The sequence below is a fragment of the Shouchella phoenicis genome, assembly GCF_047238345.1.
GTDB lineage: Bacteria > Bacillota > Bacilli > Bacillales > Bacillaceae_D > Shouchella.
This window is the reverse complement of sequence record NZ_JBDFMQ010000001.1, coordinates 2,392,099-2,411,560: the sequence shown is the minus strand read 5'-3', so window position 1 is coordinate 2,411,560 and position 19,462 is coordinate 2,392,099. Positions and strand designations below refer to the sequence as shown.

Annotated in this window: 21 protein-coding genes and 9 tRNA genes; 23 read left to right on the top strand and 7 right to left on the bottom strand. The window is 40.1% G+C overall.

The window, feature by feature from the left end; genetic code table 11:
• The first annotated feature begins 36 nt into the window (after positions 1–36).
• Entirely contained in the window at positions 37–363 is a 327-nt protein-coding gene (locus ABC361_RS12970; protein ID WP_413074344.1) for a DUF1360 domain-containing protein, read from the top strand.
• Positions 363–1,427, top strand: coding sequence for a glycosyltransferase (locus ABC361_RS12965; RefSeq protein WP_413074343.1), 1,065 nt, complete (start codon positions 363–365; stop codon positions 1,425–1,427). The genes ABC361_RS12970 and ABC361_RS12965 overlap by 1 nt, the downstream gene beginning before the upstream one ends.
• On the opposite strand, the gene ABC361_RS12960 is transcribed toward ABC361_RS12965, so the two are convergent.
• The 3 genes from ABC361_RS12960 to ABC361_RS12950 form a co-directional block, all read right to left on the bottom strand.
• On the bottom strand, positions 1,420–2,349 hold the full coding sequence (locus ABC361_RS12960) for a CgeB family protein (protein WP_413074342.1): 930 nt from the start codon (positions 2,347–2,349) through the stop codon (positions 1,420–1,422). The genes ABC361_RS12965 and ABC361_RS12960 overlap by 8 nt on opposite strands.
• Positions 2,346–3,092, bottom strand: a complete 747-nt coding sequence (locus ABC361_RS12955) for a hypothetical protein (RefSeq protein ID WP_413074341.1) — start codon at positions 3,090–3,092, stop codon at positions 2,346–2,348. The genes ABC361_RS12960 and ABC361_RS12955 overlap by 4 nt, the downstream gene beginning before the upstream one ends.
• 132 nt (positions 3,093–3,224) lie before the next feature.
• The gene (locus tag ABC361_RS12950; RefSeq protein WP_099301291.1) at positions 3,225–3,926 is read right to left on the bottom strand and encodes a BMQ_0737 family morphogenetic spore coat protein; all 702 of its coding nucleotides are present in this window, start codon (positions 3,924–3,926) and stop codon (positions 3,225–3,227) included.
• 437 nt (positions 3,927–4,363) lie between these two features.
• Between ABC361_RS12950 and ABC361_RS12945 the strand changes: the two genes are divergently transcribed.
• Positions 4,364–5,617, top strand: a complete 1,254-nt coding sequence (locus ABC361_RS12945; RefSeq protein WP_413074340.1) for a nucleotide sugar dehydrogenase — start codon at positions 4,364–4,366, stop codon at positions 5,615–5,617.
• A gap of 10 nt (positions 5,618–5,627) precedes the next feature.
• Positions 5,628–6,590 carry an NAD-dependent epimerase/dehydratase family protein gene (locus ABC361_RS12940; RefSeq protein ID WP_413074339.1) on the top strand — a complete coding sequence of 321 codons (963 nt, stop codon included), beginning with the start codon at positions 5,628–5,630 and terminating at the stop codon, positions 6,588–6,590.
• On the opposite strand, the gene ABC361_RS12935 is transcribed toward ABC361_RS12940, so the two are convergent.
• A complete protein-coding gene (locus tag ABC361_RS12935) occupies positions 6,573–7,001 on the bottom strand; it encodes a hypothetical protein (RefSeq protein ID WP_413074338.1) in 429 nt (142 codons plus the stop codon). The two genes, ABC361_RS12940 and ABC361_RS12935, sit on opposite strands and share 18 nt — an antisense overlap.
• 87 nt (positions 7,002–7,088) lie before the next feature.
• Here ABC361_RS12935 and ABC361_RS12930 point away from each other — a divergent pair, with 87 nt between their 5' ends.
• Together ABC361_RS12930 and ABC361_RS12925 are read left to right on the top strand one after the other, a co-directional pair.
• Complete coding sequence (locus ABC361_RS12930) at positions 7,089–8,729, top strand: glycosyltransferase (RefSeq protein WP_413074337.1); 1,641 nt, start codon at positions 7,089–7,091, stop codon at positions 8,727–8,729.
• A gap of 23 nt (positions 8,730–8,752) precedes the next feature.
• Positions 8,753–9,841 (top strand): glycosyltransferase, encoded by a 1,089-nt coding sequence (locus ABC361_RS12925; protein ID WP_413074336.1) that lies wholly within the window; start codon positions 8,753–8,755, stop codon positions 9,839–9,841.
• Here ABC361_RS12925 and ABC361_RS12920 read toward each other — a convergent pair.
• Both ABC361_RS12920 and ABC361_RS12915 read right to left on the bottom strand, forming a co-directional pair.
• The gene (locus tag ABC361_RS12920) at positions 9,815–11,197 is read right to left on the bottom strand and encodes a glycosyltransferase (protein WP_413074335.1); all 1,383 of its coding nucleotides are present in this window, start codon (positions 11,195–11,197) and stop codon (positions 9,815–9,817) included. The two genes, ABC361_RS12925 and ABC361_RS12920, sit on opposite strands and share 27 nt — an antisense overlap.
• Before the next feature lie 83 nt (positions 11,198–11,280).
• The gene (locus ABC361_RS12915) at positions 11,281–13,569 is read right to left on the bottom strand and encodes an ATP-dependent helicase (RefSeq protein WP_413074334.1); all 2,289 of its coding nucleotides are present in this window, start codon (positions 13,567–13,569) and stop codon (positions 11,281–11,283) included.
• A gap of 81 nt (positions 13,570–13,650) precedes the next feature.
• Between ABC361_RS12915 and ABC361_RS12910 the strand changes: the two genes are divergently transcribed.
• From ABC361_RS12910 to ABC361_RS12855, 12 genes are all read left to right on the top strand, one after another.
• The gene (locus ABC361_RS12910) at positions 13,651–13,956 is read left to right on the top strand and encodes an HNH endonuclease (RefSeq protein ID WP_413075774.1); all 306 of its coding nucleotides are present in this window, start codon (positions 13,651–13,653) and stop codon (positions 13,954–13,956) included.
• 39 nt (positions 13,957–13,995) lie between these two features.
• Entirely contained in the window at positions 13,996–14,994 is a 999-nt protein-coding gene (locus ABC361_RS12905; protein ID WP_413074333.1) for an ATPase, T2SS/T4P/T4SS family, read from the top strand.
• Between the two features lie 2 nt (positions 14,995–14,996).
• Entirely contained in the window at positions 14,997–16,037 is a 1,041-nt protein-coding gene (gene comGB / locus ABC361_RS12900; RefSeq protein WP_413074332.1) for a competence type IV pilus assembly protein ComGB, read from the top strand.
• 161 nt (positions 16,038–16,198) lie between these two features.
• A tRNA-Ala gene (locus tag ABC361_RS12895) sits at positions 16,199–16,271 on the top strand.
• An 8-nt stretch (positions 16,272–16,279) separates the two neighbouring features.
• A tRNA-Ser gene (locus ABC361_RS12890) sits at positions 16,280–16,372 on the top strand.
• A gap of 92 nt (positions 16,373–16,464) precedes the next feature.
• Positions 16,465–16,541 (top strand) — tRNA-Met (locus tag ABC361_RS12885).
• Between the two features lie 5 nt (positions 16,542–16,546).
• Positions 16,547–16,621: transfer RNA gene (locus ABC361_RS12880), tRNA-Gln, on the top strand.
• A gap of 7 nt (positions 16,622–16,628) precedes the next feature.
• Positions 16,629–16,700 (top strand) — tRNA-Gly (locus tag ABC361_RS12875).
• 87 nt (positions 16,701–16,787) lie between these two features.
• Positions 16,788–16,858, top strand: a tRNA-Gly gene (locus ABC361_RS12870).
• Positions 16,859–16,878: 20 nt separating this feature from the next.
• Positions 16,879–16,952 (top strand) — tRNA-Ile (locus tag ABC361_RS12865).
• 14 nt (positions 16,953–16,966) lie between these two features.
• Positions 16,967–17,057 (top strand) — tRNA-Ser (locus tag ABC361_RS12860).
• Positions 17,058–17,063: 6 nt separating this feature from the next.
• Positions 17,064–17,145 (top strand) — tRNA-Leu (locus tag ABC361_RS12855).
• A gap of 77 nt (positions 17,146–17,222) precedes the next feature.
• On the opposite strand, the gene yidD is transcribed toward ABC361_RS12855, so the two are convergent.
• Entirely contained in the window at positions 17,223–17,462 is a 240-nt protein-coding gene (gene yidD / locus ABC361_RS12850) for a membrane protein insertion efficiency factor YidD (protein ID WP_413075773.1), read from the bottom strand.
• Positions 17,463–17,645: 183 nt separating this feature from the next.
• On the opposite strand from yidD, the gene comGC reads away from it, so the two are divergent.
• From comGC to comGG, 5 genes are read left to right on the top strand one after another with little or no spacing between them, the layout of a single operon-like run.
• Positions 17,646–17,957: a competence type IV pilus major pilin ComGC gene (gene comGC / locus ABC361_RS12845; RefSeq protein WP_099301280.1), complete on the top strand. Its 312-nt coding sequence runs from the start codon at positions 17,646–17,648 to the stop codon at positions 17,955–17,957.
• Positions 17,944–18,369, top strand: coding sequence for a competence type IV pilus minor pilin ComGD (gene comGD, locus ABC361_RS12840; RefSeq protein WP_413074331.1), 426 nt, complete (start codon positions 17,944–17,946; stop codon positions 18,367–18,369). The genes comGC and comGD overlap by 14 nt, the downstream gene beginning before the upstream one ends.
• Positions 18,370–18,388: 19 nt before the next feature.
• Positions 18,389–18,652: a hypothetical protein gene (locus tag ABC361_RS12835; protein ID WP_413074330.1), complete on the top strand. Its 264-nt coding sequence runs from the start codon at positions 18,389–18,391 to the stop codon at positions 18,650–18,652.
• The gene (locus ABC361_RS12830) at positions 18,636–19,079 is read left to right on the top strand and encodes a ComGF family competence protein (RefSeq protein WP_413074329.1); all 444 of its coding nucleotides are present in this window, start codon (positions 18,636–18,638) and stop codon (positions 19,077–19,079) included. Before ABC361_RS12835 ends, ABC361_RS12830 begins: the two co-directional genes overlap by 17 nt.
• Positions 19,057–19,419 (top strand): competence type IV pilus minor pilin ComGG, encoded by a 363-nt coding sequence (comGG, locus tag ABC361_RS12825; protein WP_413074328.1) that lies wholly within the window; start codon positions 19,057–19,059, stop codon positions 19,417–19,419. Before ABC361_RS12830 ends, comGG begins: the two co-directional genes overlap by 23 nt.
• Positions 19,420–19,462: the final 43 nt, after the last annotated feature.

Here is a 19,462-nt window from a genome sequence, read left to right as displayed (position 1 = left end):
AGCCATTCATAGAATGGTTGGATAGGAGGGATGAGGATGACTTGGTTTGAATGGATGATCTTAATTATGGCAACCGGAAGAATGACGCGTCTTCTAGTGACGGATGAGATCATGGAATGGTTTCGACAACCATTTATTGAGTTAAAAGAAGAAGGAGATTCACTCTATGCTTATCCAAAAGGAAGAGGCTTACGCAAATTTATTGGATCGCTTCTTTCGTGTTATTGGTGCACAAGCGTATGGGTGGCTGTTTGCTTTTTTGTAGGATTTATCACGTTACCTGCTTTCTTTTTCCCTGTCTTTCTTTGCCTCAGTATTGCATATGGCGCAGCGATTTTTGAAGCTGCCAGCAGGCGTCTCTAATGTATACACTCTTGATCCATCATAATGGAGGAGGCGGTGTTAGCCAATTCCTAAAAACGCGGAAACATACGTTTACGATAGACTGTATACCGCTTGCGCGAGGATACTGGCTTCTGTTTCAATCAAAAAAAGAACGCTATTCGTCGATGAAAACCGTTATTCATCGACTGCGTCAGCTCCCGATCGAGCACATAGAAGTTCATCACGTGTGGGGGTTTGGTATAAAAGAAATTCAAGGATTACTAGAAGGACTATCGGCAACTTATGATGTTTATTTGCATGATTATTATGGCGTCTGTCCAGCCGTTTTCTTTTTAAATGATCACAATCGCTATTGTGGAATGGAGAAAGACCCACTCGTTTGTCAGCGTTGTTTAGAAAACCAACATAAATCGAAACGGTTACATAGGTTTGGACCACCACCACACACGGTTGAAGCGTGGCGAGCGACATTCAAACAGCTTTTGCAACGGGCTTCTGCGGTCATTGCACCAAGTGAATTTACAAAACAAGCTTATCTTACATACTTTCCTGCGTTATCAATTGCTGTTCAACCTCATCCACTTCCCTCCATAAAAAAAAGTGTAAAAAAACAGCCAAATCGGCGTAAGCAAACACTGCATTTAGCTGTGTTAGGAACGATTTACCAACATAAAGGAGAAGCGGTTATGCTTGATTTGTTGAATAGAATTGAACAGGCTCCTACGTCTTTGCCGCTCACGATTTATTCTTATGGGAGTCTGGCGCCAGCGCTTACGGAAAAACGAATCATTCACGAAAGAGGAACATATGAGAATGAAAATCTTGCAGAACTTCTTTTAGAGGACGCCATTGATCTCATTTGCATTCCTTCTATTATTCCAGAGACGTTTTCGTATACAACTCATGAAGCGATCTTACTAGGTTATCCTGTTCTGGCGTTTAACTTAGGGGCTCAAGCAGAAGCCATTCAAACAAACCATGCTGGCTGGCTAGTGGAACCGACTACCGGAGAAGCTTTATATAAAAAAATACAAGAATTATGTGAAGCAAAACAAAAAGAGCTGGAATCGGATATTACATAGATTCCAGCTCTTTGTATATGGTACATGCCCGATCATAAAAACGATGGCCATGAGCCCGCTGTCGGCTGCTATATGCATGGTCTTTTCTTAAATCTGAATCGTTTAGGAGAGCTTGCACGGAATGAAGCAACTGTGGAGTATCGGTGAACGTGGCGATTTCTTGATTCGGAAAAAATGTCTCAATCCCTTCACGGTACTCGCTTAGTTGGCACGCTTGAGAAGCGGCAATGTCAAATGTTCGATTATTAATACTGATTGCCTTAATTCCGTCATGGGCCGTACGGTAACTATTTAAGACAATCTTTGCTTGTCGATAGAACTCCCCTATTTCTCTAGGGGCAAGCCAGGTTGCTTTATGATAAACGTTGGGCGGACATTGATCTGGACGCCACGGACCCACAATCGCTAAAGTGAAGTCGATGTTTTGCGCGATAGCATGTAACCATTTCACTCGATTTTCATATGGATAGCCTACAAACACAAGGTCATACATTGGTGAGCTTTCTGCAGGATAAAACCAATCCTCTTCAAAACCGAGAGGCAAAAAATCCACATGATCGTACTGATACTGTTGACGGTAGAAGTCAACGGCAGCGGTATCAACGGACCAAGCTTTTGTCGCAATCAAAAGAATATCCATAGAAGCTGAAACATAATATGGGTCTTCGGTTAGCCAGACTGCTAATGGTGGAAGACGACCAGCGCAAAAAAGCTCTTTTTCATCTTCCGAAAAAAAATAGCCATTGAACGTAATGATCCAATCAATATGGTGTTGGCTGCAAAACGAAACTAAGCGGTTATTTTTTAATCGATTGTAAGATTCATCAACTACCGTACAATGTTGTCTCAGCCCTTTTGTTAGAGAACGCTCAAAATCGCTGTAAATGCCACCATAGGGCGTCTTTAGCAATAAAATGTTCATGATACTGTAAGCGTAATCGTATTTAAGGAAGCTTTTCCTTCTGGCAGTTCAGCTCCATAAACATATCCTGATACTTGTAAAGAAAGCGATGTGTCCTGAGCTTGTGTCGGAATAATAATTTCAAAATCTGAGAATGTAATTGTTGACTGTGCAGGAATTTCATCAATTGGAGGTGTTAGCCAGAATTGGCCTGTTTCTTTCGCTTGCTTATCGTCCTTCTCTTCTACAAATTTCCACGTGTCGGTCACGCCATCTCTAGAAACCGAATATTGATTTAAATTTGTTTTTGAGCGCTCAATGCGTCCAGACAAATTTGCAAGCGCTGGTTTGTTAAAACTTAAACAAATAACTGGATTAATAAAGGAAGTAGAACTGCGATTTTCAATGACCATATGTCCTTTGATAACAAATGGCTCGTCATCCTTTGTTTCAAAAGGTGCCATAATCGCGTAAGTAAAATAAGAATCGATTTGGATTGTGGGTTGATTGGCTTCTTCTGCTTCATGATTCGCTTCACTTTGTATAGGCTCAGCTACTTCTTCTTGGACGGCAATAGCAGGATTGTTCGCCAACTCTTCTATGCGCGCAGTTAGTTCATGAATAACTTCATCTTGATCAAGTAGTCGTTTGTGCTGATCAGCAAGAATACGATCTTGCTTAACAACTTCAGAACGGTAATGAAGAAGTTTTTGGTTTAATTGAATCATTTTTTTATCTTGTGTGTTGCTTCGCTCTTCTGTCAATTGAACCGCCTCACTTTTTGATAGCTTTCGTTTATTCTATGAGATAGCAATGGATTTAAGAAGAGAAAGCTACACATCCGTTAGACAAGACAACGCAAAAAGCCGCACGATTAGGTGCGACTTCCATCCTGTTTATTTTACAGTTGATTTTTTCCCGAACCCTTTGCCAGGGAAAACAACTGGGCATTGTGGTGGGAATTTATTTTCGCTGCAAATGACATCAGAAACAGGAAACTCATGTCTTGGTTTGCAGTATGCTGCTTCAATTTCTAAGCGAACATCTGCGAAGACGTGTACATCTAGACAGAATGAGAAGGAAATGTCTAGTTGTGAGAAGTTTGTATCGCAAACAACTTCTGCATCACATTGACCTGCAGAAATAAATGCATCTACAGATGTTCCTTCAGGTGCGCAAAGATAAAATGTTTGAATCGTTGCAAAATCGATTGGATCAGAAGTGCAGATAAGGTTCCCAAGCTCATCTAAAATATCAACTTCAATTAATCCTTTCGCTAGTACTTTTACTTTCTCCAAGCAAACATCTTCGCCATTCGGTAGCGTAACTTCTACTTCCGTACGACCGAAAGGATTTGTAACTTCGTTTGTCAAAAGAGAATTTTCTAGTACACGACAAACGGTTTGGTAATTTGGGAATGCTTGTAGTAATGCGCATAAAGAGCCTGGTCCCGGTGTTGGACCTGTGCAATCTGGGAAGAGCGTTGACAATTCTGGCTCTCTGAAACTAAGTGTTGGTAAATCAACTTGACGTGTTACCCAATCAAATACTTTAGGAACACTGATGCAAACATTGTGTTTTTCATGGTCGTGACTCATGGAGGGACCTCCTTTTAATTTTAACCGTTAGTCAGCTTGTGGAAAATGAATAAAGCAACTAAAGGCGTTCGGACTACTGTATATTATGACTATTGTCTAAATATGTGCGGCTTATTTTGAAACCTTAAACAAACTTTCTTTAATCTGCATAGAATACATCGAGCCATACTTTCTATATAAGGAGAGAATAAGATGCAGTACAAAAAAAATCCTCAAGGTTACTTTGTGACAAAAAAGCCAGTTGCGAAACCTGTATCAGATAAAAAGCACAACACCGGCTGTTGTGGCAAAAAAAGACCATAGTGTAATCAAAAAACCCACTCCAATCTATTCTATAGAATGGGGTGGGTTTTTGTTTTGCTGAACATTTTTGTTTTCAAATGAATAGTGTAAACCAATAGGCAAATGTGTAGGGAGAATGAATAAAGGAGTTTAATATGAAGAAACAAAAAATTGCCATTATTGGTTTAGGGTTTGTAGGGCTACCTTTAGCATTCGAATTCAGTAAAAAAGGCCATGATGTTATTGGCATTGATTATGATGAGAATAAAATTACGCAATTAAAGCAGCGTCAGTCGTATTTAAGTGAAATGACAGATGAAGCCATTGTCGAGTTGATGAGCTTGCCTTTTTTTGCAACGACTCATTATGAAGAAGTCAGTCAAGTTGATGTCATCCTTATCTGTGTTCCAACTCCTTTAGCGAGTACAGGATCGCCAAACCTTTGTTATGTACAAATTGCTTTAAATCAAATGCTGCCATTTTTACAAGAAGGGCAGCTACTGGTTTTAGAAAGTTCTACGTTTCCTGGAACTACAGAAGAGATCGTTGTGCCCATTGTTGAACAGGGAGGCTTCGAAGTAGGAGAGACCATTTTTATCGGCTACTCTCCGGAGCGACTAGACCCAGGAAATAAACAGTTCCATTTAAGGAATGTGCCAAAAGTAATTAGCGGTACAACTTCCAATTGTTTGGCTGAAGTAAAGCGTTTATATGAAACATTGTTTCACGATCTAATCCCAGTAAGTTCAACACGAACTGCCGAGGCAGTGAAGATGGTTGAAAATGCGCAACGCTTTATTAATTTATCGTTCGTCAATGAAATGGCACGGGTATGTAATGAACTCGATGTAGACGTTTGGGAGGTTTTGCAAGCTGTAGAAACAAAGCCATATGGCTTTTCTGGATATCGACCGGGTCCGGGAGTAGGAGGGCACTGCATACCTGTTGATCCCCTTTATTTAAAATGGAAGGCAAATCAAGCAGGAAGTCCGACTCATTTTATTGATTTAGCTAAAGCGATTAATGATGAGCAGCCTGAATATATTGTCAATCGAGTCCGTTCACTCTTACACTCACTTGACCAAAAAGACATCTTGTTGATTGGCTTAAGCTACAAAAAGAATAGCAAAGATGTGAGGGAATCAAAATCAATTGTTGTAGCGGAACAATTAATTCAAGCTGGCAGTCGTATTGCCTATTATGATCCGTTGGTATCAACTTGCTCATTAAACGATCGTTTATACCATTCGATTGATTTAACGAAAGAAGGATTGGGGTCATTTGATCTAGTCGTCCTTTTAACCGATCATGATCAATTGGATTACGACTTTATTATGCAGCATAGCAAATCGATCTTTGATACGAGAAATCGACTAAATGGAAACGCGCCGCATCTTTTTACGCTTTAGGAGGAAACGAATGAATATCTTAGTGACCGGAGGACTTGGTTTTATTGGCTCTCACTTAACAGAGCTGCTTCTAGCGGAAGGCTTTCACGTTTGTGTGATTGATCAAGAAGATACGGTCTCTGTTGTGAGTCCGTTCATGCGATCGGCGAATTTCAATTTCGTCCATGGGAAGGTAGAAGATGAGGAAACAATGGAGAAGTGGGTTGATTGGGCAGACGTAGTTTTTCATTTAGCCGCCTCTTTAAGTGTAAAGCGCTGTGTTGAAGAACCTGATTTTATTATTAAGGGTAACTTAATCCCTGCTCAAGTTGTATTAAATAAAGCGGTGAAATTTAAGAAAAAAGTCGTATTTGCCTCTACTTCTGAAGTATACGGAAAAAGTGAAGCCATTCCATATCAAGAAGATGGAGACAGGTTGTTAGGTGCAACCAGTACACATCGCTGGTGCTATGCAACGGTAAAAGCTTTAGAAGAGCATATGTTTTTAGCAGCAGCAAAAAAAGGGCTTCCAGTTACGATTTTACGTTACTTCAATGCATACGGACCTCGGGCAAAGTCAGGTTTATATGGAGGGGTTATTCCTATTTTCATTACTGCTGCTTTGCGGAATACCCCTCTGTACGTACATGGTGACGGGCTACAGTCAAGGTGCTTTACGTATGTGAAAGATACTGTAGCGGCGACGCGATCTGCTGTAGACCCTACGTGTAACGGTGAAGTAATAAACGTTGGTTCCGCTCATGAAGTGTCAATTTTACAACTTGCAAAACTCATTATTGACCTAACAAATAGTAAATCAGAGATCCGATTTACCCCTTATAAAGAAGTCTATGAAAGTGGCTTTGAAGACATGAAGAAACGTATACCGTGCACCAAGAAAATGGAACAGTTGTTAAACCATCATGCTCAAACACCTCTGAAAGATGGGTTAATTGAGACGATTGCACACTATCGGTTACTTCTTGGTACGTGATTTTATGCTTCGCGAAAACCAGTTAGTCGTTTGATCGTCTGTTTCAGGCGAATCTTGCTCCTCTTGATCAGGAAGTTTTGCCTTGCTTGAAAAAAAGATGGACTCATCTGCTGGAAGTGTCGTTCGGCTTGTTTCAGTGACCTTTGAAGACGTTTCTTTCTGCTGAGTCGGCTGATGTGTATGTGATTTAATCACTGGCTCATTTTTAGCAGAAGGGTCTAATTGTTCCTTTAGTGCAGTAATCTCTTCAAGAAGTCTTTCATTTTCCGTTAGTAATTCATCAATCATGTTGTAATGATAATCATTTTTATAGCGATTGAGCTCTTTCGTTAATCGTGTAATTTCAGATTCTGCATGAATTAACCGTTGATGAAGCTGTACGGGTGTGAGTCGTGAAGTGGATGATGACATAGCGTTCAGTCCTCTCAACTAGCTTTTCTATAACCATATGAAAGAACGATGTTAATCATGATGAAAAAAGAAGAAAGGAGCTGACAGATGCAATATTTTCAGCGTAAAAATCAGCGTGCGTATCAAAAGCAAGTGCATACAGAAAAACAGCGACCGGTGAAACGAAATCGCTCGTTCCGATTAGCGGTGATTATTCCAGCAATGAACGAAGAGGATACACTAGGGGGTGTGCTTGATGAAATCAATCGGCTAGAACCGGAGGAACTTATTGTCGTAGTAAACGGATCGACAGATCAAACCGCAGCGATTGCCCAGTCTAAAGGAGCGAAAGTGGTCCACTATCAATACCCCCTTGGAAACGATGTTGGTCGAGCGATTGGTTTGAAGGAAGCTCATGCAGATATTTATTTAGTGACAGACGCCGATATTGTTATAAAAGCAGAGCAATATCTTCCGTTTATTCAAGCGATTGAGCAGGGCGAGGATGCCAGTATAAACTCAATTGATTGGATTACCCATTATGAAAAAGCGGATACGATTTCTGCTGCACGGTACTTTCTAAATGAAGTGCAAGGACGATCTGATTTAAGAGCAGAAAATCTATTAACCATTCCCCATGCCATTAGTCATTCTTTAAAAGAAAAGATGGGTGTGAGTGCATTTGCGAATCCCGTGCTCGCGACTAGCATCTGTCTAGAGAAAACCAAAAAAGTAAATTCGCCTTATGCCATTGATGTATTAAAAATGAATAAGCCAAGAAAGAACCATGTCGCGAGAGGAACGGAGACGCTATCTCTCGCTATGCAAAGAATGCAAGGAGATGCGTTAGAAGCAATGGCTTACTATGTTAGCGAAGCAAGTCGACCAATCGTAGAGACGGAGATCTGCTATAGCGAAGGGGAGCGAAATCATTGTCGAGAACAATGGTGGAGTGAGCTTGATGAAAAACCAGTCTCTTTCATTGTCTATTTAGATCAGTCATACGACCCGAGCATGGTGACCACAATCGCTCAATTACAACGCAATGAAACCATTGAAGTGATCCCCGTTGTTGTTGAGGATTGTTCTGTTCTATGCTGGCAATTTCAACAAATGAAGCAGCCGTATATCCGGCTAACGAATAGCGATAAGCCAGGTCATGCTTATGAAATGGGGCGCCATTTAGCTAGAGGGCAGTTTTGCCTGTTTCATCATGGATTCATCCCGCTAGCGGTTTACCAGATCGCTCAATTCGTCGACCAAGCAACAGCTCATCCACATGCTCTCATTGTGAATGATCAAGAAGATCATTTTACAACGCTTGAAGAAATGGACAGTTTTTTTAGAGGACAACAACTGGTCACGATGTTAAATCCATCTACAAATATTCATCTATCAAGTGTCCTCCTCCCACCGTTTTTGGTACCGACATCGCTCGCATACGATGTAAGTTTACCTGAGAACCTACAAATTGACCTTTTTGTCGATCAAATGCCTGTGGTAAGAGGTGCGAAAGTAGATGTGCATGCCTACTTAAAAGACTATCAACAGGATCTGCTCTGTGATTTGCTTAATGGATTTAAGCACTTATTTTTAAAAACGAATCGACGTGGGGGGTTTACGGATGAGGGGAGAAGACGGGAACTTTTACCACCATTATCGTTTGACTCATGTACGAAGCAAGTACAGGTAAAAAAAGCAAGCGTGTCTTATACTCATACAGGCACAACACCGATTGAGCACACATAAACTGGGCTGTGGAGGTGGTGCACGTGATTGAGATTAGTTTGTGTTTAATTGTAAAAGACGAGGAAAAAGTTTTAGCGCGTTGTTTAGAAAGTGTAAAAGAAGCAGTGGATGAAATTGTTATTTTGGATACGGGCTCAACGGACCGAACAAAAGAAATTGCGTCGACTTTTACGGAGCAAGTGTTTGATTTTAAATGGGTCAATCACTTCGCAAAAGCGCGTAATCAAGCATTCTCGTATGCGACAAAACCATATGTGATGTGGTTAGATGCCGATGATGTGTTAAAAGAAGACGATGTGAAAAAACTCATTCACTTAAAATCTTCGCTCTCTAAAAAAGTTGATGCGGTATCCATGGACTATCATTTAGCTTTTGACGAAAGTGGTCGTCCTAGTTCAAGTATAAGACGGTTTCGAATTGTAAGGAAAGATCGTGGGTTTGTTTGGCATGGAGCCGTTCATGAGTATCTTGAAGTATTCGGCGAACTTTACCATAGTGACATTGCTGTTACGCATTTAAGTGTTGACGATGGGCACGATCTTACGCGAAACCTAGATATTTATGAGCAAATGAAAGCGTCTGGAGAAACGTTTACACCAAGGGACTTATTATATTATGCAAATGAGTTAACGGACCACAGGCGATTTGAAGATGCGATTGAGTATTATTTAAAGTTTGTTAAGACGGAAAAAGGGTGGTCCGAAGATCTCATTCGAACGTGTCATAAACTATCCGATTGTTATTTAAATTTAGGCGTGCCAAAACAAGCGAAAGAATGGGTGTTTCGTGCGTTAGAATACGGAAAACCGAAACCAGAAACATGCTGTCGAATTGGACATTTATTTTTAGAAAAGCAAGCATTTGCAGAAGCGACTTTTTGGTATGAGCTAGCAATTGCAAATAAAGAAGAAAATGCTTACTTTCAAAATGTTGCTTGTGAGACGTGGATTCCTCACCTGCAGCTTGCGGTTAGCTATGATAAACTCGGCATGATTGAAAAAGGAAACGAGCACAATGAACAGGCTGCAACGTATTTACCAAACGACAGTCGGATTGAATACAATCGTACCTATTTCAAAGAACAGTTAAAGCTTCTTAAACAAAACGACTGATTGGTACGTTCGAATCGCGTCTGAAAGTCCTTCTAAATCAAGATCAAACTTTTTGCCGAGTAAGCTTACTTCATTAAAAAACGTACTTACTTTTGCGTCAATTGGCACATGGGTTGAAAATTGTTGCCTAATTGAAAATTGATCAGTTGGAAATAACGTATACAAGGTTTGTGGTGTGAAAAAGCGTAAATGTGTTTTATCGAGAATGCCAGCGTCTCGATAGTCAAATCGACCTGATAGGAGCGGCAAAAGAGCTTCTGCATGACCGATATTCGGAATGCTCGCAATGATGGCGCCTCCTTTTTTTAAAAAAGATGCGTACTGTTGAACGATCTTCCAGGGATCTTTTAAATGTTCAAGGATATCTGCAAATAGAATGACATCAAAGGACTCTTGCTTTAGTGGCGGGACTGTTTCGTCAAGATTAATGGCATAGACTGCTTTGTAATAACTACGAGCGATCTGTGCCATTTTTTCATTTCCTTCTACGCCAACAAGCTCGCTATTTTGACGATTGATAAGCTGTAAACCAGTAGCCCCAGCGCCGCAGCCGATATCAAGTATCTGCTTGGCATCTTGAGGGACAAGTTGAACAAGTTCAGGTCTACCGTGCATAAAGTAGGAGAGATCTTCTCCCCATTTCTGAACGTAGCGCTGATAATTATCCAAATACGTTTGATTAAAATTAATTTCAGGGCTACCGGTAAACGTTGCGTGACCATGATGATGAATATGGACATCTAAAGCAATCGCCAATCGGTAGCCGGACTGCACGGCTCTTAAACAAAAATCATCATCTTCAAAAGAGCCGATCTCGAAACGTTCATCAAATCCACCGATATCTTCTAGCACTTTTTTTCTTACGAGTAAACAAAATCCCACTAAACGCATGACATATGCTTTTTTTTCATGGAAACCTTTGTGTCTTTTTTCAGCGTACGCCTCAATTTCTTCTAATGAATGGTATGGATCTTGGATAAGCTGTTCACCGCTTACATAGTTACTCATTGGGCCCACTAAGCCTATTTTTTGATCAGAATCAAGGGTTTTCCTCATTCGTGTTAACCATTCATTTGTCACGATGGTATCGTTGTTTAAAAATAAAATTTCGTTCCCTGTAGCAAGTTCAGCGCCTTGATTACATGCTTTTGCGAAACCTTGGTTGCTTTCATTTGCAACAAAGATGATTCGAGTCTCTTTTGTAAGATGGGCAACCGTTTCATCGGTTGAACCATTATCAATGATAATCACTTCCATCTCTTCTGGATTCGTGTGAGTAAAGAGACTCTCTAAACACATCTTTGTTAATTCCCACTGATTGTAGGTTAAAATCACGATACTTGTTTTTCGTCTCATTTGCCTTGCCACCTTTCCATGTTCATGTCCTTTAGTACTCTATGTCATGAAAAGGTTGTACTAGTCCTGAGGAAAAAAGCCGTTCACGATCGTGAACGGCTTTGTAATAACGGAAGCAAAAAGCGTGAGACGAAGCTTTTATGTTCAAAGTAATAAAGAGGGGCGGACAAATAAAGAGAGGACTTCGCACGGGTCATTGCAACATACATGAGTCGTCTTTCCTCTTGAAGCGGTCCCTCATCTCCATCTTTTAATGCATCGAGCGCATAATCGTGGGGGAGAGAGCGGTCAACGCATCCAATCACAAAAACTTGTTCGAATTCGAGTCCTTTTGCACGGTGAATGGTTAACAGGCGAACGCCCTTTTTATTCGTTGACTGTTTATGTTCATTTACTTTTTGCGTCATCGCATCAATATAGTGAAGAAATGAAGCGACTGTCTCATGTTGACGGGCAAGCGCTTTTAGCTGTTTGAATGCGTCACTGCCTTTATCAAGCTGATTGCCTTCTTGTGCTTGTTTTTTTAACGTATCTTTAAAGCCAATATCTTGTTCAATACTCTCTAATGCCTGAATTGGAGGAAGCCCTGTTAATTTTCGACATAACCCAGGAAGTTGCTGTAACTTTTTTTTCTGAAAGGGTTGTGTATTTGATAAAAAGGGAAAAGCTTCTAGTAACGTGCAAGCGCGCTGTTGTTGTAATTCAACTAGTTCACGTTGCTTGTCAGCTTTTAAGAAAAGTGCTTGCAAAGCATAAAGTGCTGCTTCAACATGATCCTCATAGAGAGCGAGTCTTAAAAAAGCGAGAGCCTTTTTGACAATGGGTTTCTCATAAAACGTCCCTATTGATTGATCCATTAAAAAAGGAATGTCAGCGTCAATGAATCGTTCAAGTAAAGCTCGAACAGATGCTGTTGTTCGAAACAAAATCGCGATGTCATCAATAACTTGTCCATCAGCTTGTTTGCGAAGAATTTCTTCTACAATAATGGACGCTTCTTCTTCTTCATTATACGGATAAAACAACAGTGGCTTTTGTTTCGCTTTACTCCGCTGTGCGTGCAATGTTTTTTGCAGACGACTTGAATTTTTTTTAATGACTGTATTTGCAGAAGCAATGATTTCGTGTGTGGAACGATAATTCTGTTCTAATGAAACAACAGTCGCGTTTGGATAATACGATGTAAATTGTTGAATAAAGTGAGGATCGCTCCCTCGAAATGCATAGATGGATTGATCGTCATCGCCAACGACACATAAGTTACGCTGTTTTGCAGACAGCATGCGCACAATTTCAAATTGAAGAAGATTAATGTCTTGAAACTCGTCAACGGATAAATAAGTAAATCGCTCTTGATACCGTTCAAGTAAGAGCGGGTTTTCTCGAAGCAAGTGGAAGCATCCTAATAAAATATCGTCGAAGTCATAATACGTCTGACGCTTTTTTTCTTCTTCGTAAGTCTGATAAATAGATTTCACTTTCTTTTCGAAGTCTGTTTTTGCTGTAACGTCATCTGGTTGTAGCATATGGTTTTTCCAATAGCTAATTTGTGTGACAGCTGAATCGTATGCAAATTCGTTTTCATCATAGCCGAAGCTTAATCCGATCTGCTTAATAAGCGGGAGAGGGGATTGGAGTAACCGAGAGTGATGCCATTGATCAGGCTGATGATGTTTAAGCATTTGCAAAAAAAGACTATGGAACGTGCGGATCAATAATTGCTCACCCATTTTTTTCGTAATATTTGGGTAGAGCATCATGCGTTCTTTCATTTCTTTTGCTGCTTTAGACGTAAAGGTTACAAGGGCCATTCGGTTAATTGGAATGTTAAGCTCGGTTAACATATAAGCGGCTCTTGCTGTAATAACCCGGGTTTTTCCGCTTCCTGCACCAGCAAGAATAAGTAATGGACCATCAATTTGTTTTATACTGTTCCATTGTTCTTGGTTAAAGGTTAAAGAGGCTGCCTCTAGTGTCATCCTGTATGGATCATGATCGTGCGTTTGCTCTGTATCTGGTTGAAACGATTGCAGACCAGTTAAGGGTTCCGCTTCCTTCCAAACCGTGTCTTTTTGTTCGTTCCCGCCAATTTGGTTGTTTTTCGGTAAACTAAAGCCAGCAAATTCTTTTGGCTTTTCTATTGATGATTTCGTTGAAGGGGATGCAAGTTGATTTTCCCGACATGCATCTCTCACGGGTTCCGGATGAATAAATAAAGGTTTATCTTGAATGAATAACGTCATTCGCATAGGAGCTTGACAAAAAGTACAAGTAAGATTGCCTTGTTTACTTGCCAAATACAATTTATTCCACTCAGAGCGTTCAAGAGTGTGTAAGTCAATTTGTTGGTTAAAATAACGTGCGATATGCATGAGAGCTCCTTTCAAACTCTTATCGTATCAATGAAAGGGCAAGAACTCAATAAAAAGCTGGAGGCGAGAAAGGTGAAACAAATGGAACAGACTTGTGAACTATGTGAGCGGAAAGGAGTGCAGACGACGGTTCATCATTTAACGCCAAAAGAAGAAGGAGGAACGTTTAAACCGACGGCAAATCTTTGTGTGCCTTGTCATAAACATATTCACGCACTCTATACAAATAAAGAAATTGCTTCTAGATTAACTACAATAAGTGAGTTAAAACGAGATGAGAAAGTAAGCAAATTTATTAAATGGATTCGAAAACAGCCAGCAGAAACAATCCCAAAAACAAAAAAAGCCAATAGACGAAAAAAAGATGAGGAGGAATTGGGGGAATGATGTCGAATGGGTATAGACATAAAAGGAAAGGAGGGTATTATGCTCGAAACAACCCATTCGTTTATAAGTGATACTTTACTAAGTAAAGCATTAGAATTACAAGCCTCTGACGTTCACCTTATTCCGAATCAACGTGGCTATGATGTGTATTTTCGTATAGTAGGTAACTTAACGTTTATGTACACGATGAATACAGATGAAGCGAAAAAGATCTTAAATCACCTTAAGTATATTGTAGGCATGGACATTAGCGACCGTCGCCAATCACAAAGCAAAGCATTTGAGTACATGTGGAAACAACAATTAATCGCGATGCGAATCTCCACCCTCCCAACAACCCCTTTAGAGAGTATTGCTATTCGAATTTTAAACAGCTCTTCAATTGTTCCGTTACAGTCCCTTTCCCCTTTCTTAAAAGATACTCATTATTTCAATCAGCTCTTATTGGCACTCCCCGGTTTGTTTTTAGTAACCGGTTCAACAGGCTCTGGCAAAACCACCACCATTTATTCGTTTGTAAAACAACTTGTACAAAATGGGGGCTATCGAATAATTTCAGTTGAAGATCCAGTTGAACATCAATTGCAGGGCATAACGCAAGTTGAAATTCAATCAAGAGGAGGCTTAACGTTTGAGCGGGCATTACGGGCGATTTTGCGCCATGATCCCGATATTATTATCATTGGAGAAATAAGAGATAGAGAAACGGCCGCTCTTGCAGTTCAAGCAGCAATTACGGGTCATTTTGTCATTGCTAGTCTTCACGTGACAAATTCATCTTTAACCATTGATCGATTAAGAGATCTTGGCATTGGTGGAAATCTATCTTGTCTTCAAGCAATCGTGTATCAGAAATTGATTGCACAAAAAGGAGCGGATAAAAGGATTGCCGTCTTTGACTGGCTTTTGGCTCATCAAGTAAAAGAAGTGTGGGAAGGGAAGAGGAAGTCTCGTCCTTTCTTAAAAAAAGCTGCAAAAGCATGGGCGGTAGGAATTCTTGACGACGAAGCATGCATTCGTCTTAGTAGGGTGGAGTAACGATGTTTCGTTCAGTGCTTACAAAACGAAACAAACAAGCCGAAATTTCGTTTATTAAGAGACTAGGTGAATTGTTGCAAAGTGGCTATAGTGTAGATCAAGCATTATCCTTTTTATCGGTACAGGTCAATGAGGCTTGGAAAGAAATCATTCATTTAATTAAACAACAACTTACCATGGGTCAGCCACTCTCAAAAAGTTTACAAACGTTAGCGTTACCAAGTGATGTTCAATCGTATATCTTTTTTTATGAAGAACAAGGGCAAGTGGCTGACGGGTTAATGGAAGCAGCTAAACTTTATGAAAAAAGGCTTAAAACGACAATGCAGCTGCAAAAACTATTACGATACCCTCTCGTATTAGCATTTGGTGTAGGAATGGCTTTGCTCATTTTAAATCTTTATATCGTCCCGCATTTTCAAGCTCTTTTTTCTACGTTAAATCAATCCCCACCGCGTTTCATTCATGTTTTCTTCTCTTTCCTAGAAAGTCTTCCTTATGTATGCATCGCCTTCTTGCTTATAGCGTGTATTGGATACGTGAGCAGCAAACGTTATATCAAACATTTAACCCCTCATGAAAAAGTTCACATTTTATTAAAGTGGAAACTTTCGCAAACAGTTATGAAGCAAGTGATTACATTTTATTTCTCTCTACAGCTTGGGAAATTGCTGCAAACAGGGATGTCCATTCATGAAGCTTTAAATATTTTTGAAAAGCAATCGTATTTGCCTTTTTTTAAAGATGAAGCTCAAAAAATGAATCAGAGTTTAAAGCAAGGCGATAGTTTAGCTTCATATCTTCGACATCAACCTTATTATTTAAGTGAACTTCCAATCGTGGTCGAGAACGGTAGTCGAACGGCTAAACTAGCGCTAGATTTACAATTTTTTAGCGAATGGATTATTGAAGAGTTAGATCGAAGGTTGGAGAAGTTGTTGCAAATGATTCAGCCGATTTTGTTTCTTTTTATAGGGTGTTTTATCTTTTTCTTATTTTTAATGATTATGCTTCCTATGTATGAAATGTTTGATCTCATGTAAGCAGAACTTGCATGAGATCAAATTAATCGGTAGAATAAGACCATAAATGATTTTTCCAGAAAAAAAGTTTATAAAAACACTTGTGCTTTTATAAAAGCTATGATATATTATTAAATGTCGCTGAGGTAATCGCTTTTGACGACATACATAAACAAATTCATGGGGCCTTAGCTCAGCTGGGAGAGCGCCTGCTTTGCACGCAGGAGGTCAGCGGTTCGATCCCGCTAGGCTCCACTTTATACGGAGGAATACCCAAGTTCGGCTGAAGGGATCGGTCTTGAAAACCGACAGGGGTGTCAAAGCCCGCGGGGGTTCGAATCCCTCTTCCTCCGCCATATTTACTCTTCAGCAATTACTTCTCTGAAAGACGAGAAGAGGAAGATGTTGGACATCATTGAATAAGCATCATCTGAATACTTTATAACGACGCGGGGTGGAGCAGTCTGGTAGCTCGTCGGGCTCATAACCCGAAGGTCGGTGGTTCAAATCCGCCCCCCGCAACCAAACTTTGGGCTATAGCCAAGCGGTAAGGCAACGGATTTTGATTCCGTCATTCCCTGGTTCGATCCCAGGTAGCCCAGCCATTTATATGCGGAAGTAGTTCAGTGGTAGAACACCACCTTGCCAAGGTGGGGGTCGCGAGTTCGAATCTCGTCTTCCGCTCTTTAGTTGAAATAAAGAGAGTTAAATGTTATAATTAGTTCATATCGTTTTAGATGAATATGTTGATAAGATTTTATTTTTTACCATGCGGGTGTAGTTTAGTGGTAAAACCTCAGCCTTCCAAGCTGATGATGTGAGTTCGATTCTCATCACCCGCTTTTTTATTTTGTGAAAAAAGGGGCCTGTAGCTCAGCTGGTTAGAGCGCACGCCTGATAAGCGTGAGGTCGGTGGTTCGAGTCCACTCAGGCCCATCCCTATATATTACGGAGAAGTACCCAAGTGGCTGAAGGGGCGCCCCTGCTAAGGGTGTAGGTCGTGTAAGCGGCGCGAGGGTTCAAATCCCTCCTTCTCCGCCAGAAATCGCGGGTGTGGCGGAATTGGCAGACGCGCTAGACTTAGGATCTAGTGTCTTATGACGTGGGGGTTCAAGTCCCTTCACCCGCATAAAGCGAATATGTTAAAACAATGGAGATTTTCTCCATTGTTTTTTTGCATCCAGCTATGATATTAATAAAACTCCATTATTGATGCGTGTGTTCTTTCTTTTTTCCCTCTGGCACGTGGTCAAAGCCACCTGGGTGAAAGGGATGACACTTTAAAATGCGTTTAATGGTTAAATAACTCCCTTTTATCGCTCCATGCTGTTCAATCGCTGTTAGACCATACTGAGAGCAAGTCGGATAAAAGCGACATCTTGGTGGGAGTACAGAGGAAATGTATTTACGATAAAAACGTATGATGCCTAATAAGATTGATTTCACAGTCAATATCCTTTCATCCATATTCCCTCTATTATACCAAAAAGATTGATGAGAAAAAAAGAGCCAAGAAATTTCAAAAACTAGTCAAATTTAGCAGGAGTTTGTAAGGATTTGTCAAATAAAGAAGAGACACATAAAGAAAGGAGGTTCAGGAACATTCAATCTGTTTTTATGAGGTGATATATGATAAAGCGCTTAAAGAAAGATGATGGCTTCACGTTAATTGAAATGCTCGTTGTGTTAATGATTATCTCCGTTTTATTGCTTATTGCACTCCCTAATATGAGTAAAAACACGGATATGGCAGGTGGCAAAAGCTGTGATGCGACAAAGAAACTTGTGCAAACTCAAGTTGGTGCTTATGAAGTCGAACACGGAAAAATTCCTGCCTCACTCGATGTGCTCGTATCTGAAGGCTATGTGGATCAAATCACATGTGCTTCAGGCAAGAAATTAGTTTTAAATGGAAAGCAAGTTCTTATTGAAAACGAATGAAGGCTTTTCGCTTATAGAGCTCCTCTTCACCCTTCTTCTTATATCCGTTTTTCTTCTTCTTCCAATCCTTTATTTTCAATCACAAGATAAAAAAATCGAACAACAAACGATCGAGCAGTTAAAAAATGATCTTTTGTATGCCCAACATGTTGCCATGACTGAAGGAAAAGTGACGTCTGTCCAATTTGAGGACAATACGCTTATTGTCTATGTCGAACAACAAGAAAAATCTCGTGTCCAGTATCCGACCCCTTTAAAAATAGAGCCAGTATCTCTTGCCCTTCAAGAGGTTTCATTTTTAGCAAATGGTCATCCTCGTAAGTCTGGATCATGGGATGTGAGAACTCATCATCATCATGTACGTTTTACAATCCAAATTGGAAAGGGGCATATCGTTTATCGCCAACAGTAGTCGTGATGAGGGCTTTATATTGGTAGATGCAATAGGTGCCTTTCTATTAATTAGCCTCATGAGTTTAAGTTTACTACCTGCTTGCATTTGGCTCATGGAAGAAAGGCGAGCAATCGATCAAGAACTCTCACTCTTGTACGATTTAGAGAAAAGTCGTCTTTCTTATCATTCCGGTTCCCATGATGCGTGGGAACAAATAGGAGATGATCTGTTGTATAGGAAGTGTCAAGATAGTCATTTAAAGCGAAATAAAGCAGTATGTGTTTATGTATTGGAAAAATGATACAGGGTTTACGTATCTCGAACAGTTAATTGGATTGAGTTTATTAAGCCTAGTTGTGCTCGTTTTGCCAAATATCTTCCTTGTTGTCACAACTTCTGAAACCTCTGGTAATGACGATGCGATTCGCTTTTTTAATCACGTTTCTCAAGATGCAAAAGGTGCAGATGCAATCAGGTGGAAAGACAATGAATTAGAATTATTTATAGGCGATACGGTTATTTCCTATCAAATGAGGCTAGAAACAAGGATTCAACGGTTTAGAGACAAGAAAGGTCATGTCGTCGTATTAGAAGGTGTAGACTCCTTTTCATGCTCAAGGAAAGACGTTTACTATACATGTAGCCTAACAATGGATAGTGGCAAAACGTACAAGAAATTGATTGTATCAATGAAAGAGTGGGTGCATGTTTATCAAACAGTCAGATGAAGGGCTGGTTTTTCTACCAACCCTCTTTTTTCTTCTTCTGTTAACGATCTTTTTATTATGGCAAATGAATCAATATCAACGTGAACATGCTTATATGATCCAACAACATGAGTATATGCAGCTTGAAAACTTATTGCATCTTGGTTTGCAACAAGCATTAGATGATGACAAAGACACCATTCACATATCGGTTGAAATCGGAGAGGTGAGCGTACAAACGATTCAACAAGACGAGAAATTAATTAAACTGACAGCTGTTCTTGAAAATGGAAAAAAAAGAACTGCGACAGTTACGTTAGAAAAATCTGGTGAAATCAGTTCATATAAAGAAGGATTGTAGGATAAAACAAATTGAATTTGGGAAGACTGGTAGCAAGAGGTGA

Coding starts and splice junctions, on each gene's coding strand:
- ABC361_RS12970 (WP_413074344.1), top strand. CDS start 37: ATGACTTGGTTTGAATGGATGATCTTAATTATGGCAACCGGAAGAATG.
- ABC361_RS12965 (WP_413074343.1), top strand. CDS start 363: ATGTATACACTCTTGATCCATCATAATGGAGGAGGCGGTGTTAGCCAA.
- ABC361_RS12960 (WP_413074342.1), bottom strand. CDS start 2,349: ATGAACATTTTATTGCTAAAGACGCCCTATGGTGGCATTTACAGCGAT.
- ABC361_RS12950 (WP_099301291.1), bottom strand. CDS start 3,926: ATGAGTCACGACCATGAAAAACACAATGTTTGCATCAGTGTTCCTAAA.
- ABC361_RS12945 (WP_413074340.1), top strand. CDS start 4,364: ATGAAGAAACAAAAAATTGCCATTATTGGTTTAGGGTTTGTAGGGCTA.
- ABC361_RS12940 (WP_413074339.1), top strand. CDS start 5,628: ATGAATATCTTAGTGACCGGAGGACTTGGTTTTATTGGCTCTCACTTA.
- ABC361_RS12935 (WP_413074338.1), bottom strand. CDS start 7,001: ATGTCATCATCCACTTCACGACTCACACCCGTACAGCTTCATCAACGG.
- ABC361_RS12930 (WP_413074337.1), top strand. CDS start 7,089: ATGCAATATTTTCAGCGTAAAAATCAGCGTGCGTATCAAAAGCAAGTG.
- ABC361_RS12920 (WP_413074335.1), bottom strand. CDS start 11,197: ATGAGACGAAAAACAAGTATCGTGATTTTAACCTACAATCAGTGGGAA.
- ABC361_RS12915 (WP_413074334.1), bottom strand. CDS start 13,569: ATGCATATCGCACGTTATTTTAACCAACAAATTGACTTACACACTCTT.
- ABC361_RS12910 (WP_413075774.1), top strand. CDS start 13,651: ATGGAACAGACTTGTGAACTATGTGAGCGGAAAGGAGTGCAGACGACG.
- ABC361_RS12905 (WP_413074333.1), top strand. CDS start 13,996: ATGCTCGAAACAACCCATTCGTTTATAAGTGATACTTTACTAAGTAAA.
- comGB (WP_413074332.1), top strand. CDS start 14,997: ATGTTTCGTTCAGTGCTTACAAAACGAAACAAACAAGCCGAAATTTCG.
- comGC (WP_099301280.1), top strand. CDS start 17,646: ATGATAAAGCGCTTAAAGAAAGATGATGGCTTCACGTTAATTGAAATG.
- ABC361_RS12830 (WP_413074329.1), top strand. CDS start 18,636: ATGTATTGGAAAAATGATACAGGGTTTACGTATCTCGAACAGTTAATT.
- comGG (WP_413074328.1), top strand. CDS start 19,057: ATGTTTATCAAACAGTCAGATGAAGGGCTGGTTTTTCTACCAACCCTC.